At 64.5% G+C, this 643-nt stretch carries 1 protein-coding gene; it reads left to right on the plus strand.

The window, feature by feature from the left end:
- Positions 1–643, plus strand: a 643-nt coding sequence (locus C8024_RS08925) for a hypothetical protein (RefSeq protein ID WP_173204234.1), incomplete at both ends; no start/stop codon positions are given.

Consider the following 643-nt stretch of genomic DNA (forward strand, 5'->3'; position numbering starts at 1 on the left):
CGTCGATGCCGGCGGCAATATAAGCTTCACCAGCGCGACCAGCAGCGACACGATCGCCATGGCCGCGGGCGGCGGCATAAACGGCGGTGACCTGACCGCAACCAATGGTCTTGATCTCGACGGCGGCAATATTGCGATCGGCGATGCGAGCGCCGGCACTATCAGCTTCTCCAGCGCCGCGAACATCCTCTTCGACTCCCTCTCCTCGCCCAACGCGATTGCGCTCACCGCGGCCAGCGGCAGCATCGGCATGAACAGCGGTCCGGGCGACATCGACAGCGATGGCGATGTGGATCTGGTGGCCCGGTCGATCGACATTGGCGATGTGACGTCCGGCGGATCGGTAACCGCGGATGCGACCGCAGGAGATGCCGGCTTTGGCACGGTCAATGCGAACGACGACATCACGATTACGGCAACCGGCACCCCCATTTTGGCCAATGCAATCAGCGGCGGCAATACCAGCATCACCGGCGCAGCGGTGGCCCTGAACAACGGGACCATCGGCGGCGATCTGACGCTCAACGCGACGGCCGGCGATGTCGACGCGACGGGCGCGGTCACCGTCGGCGGCGGCATTGATCTCGATGCCACCGGCAATGTCGGATTTGGCGATCTTGATGCGCAAGGCGGCAGCTTCACC

Origin of the sequence: Sphingopyxis sp. BSNA05, assembly GCF_013265645.1 — a bacterium.
GTDB lineage: Bacteria > Pseudomonadota > Alphaproteobacteria > Sphingomonadales > Sphingomonadaceae > Parasphingorhabdus.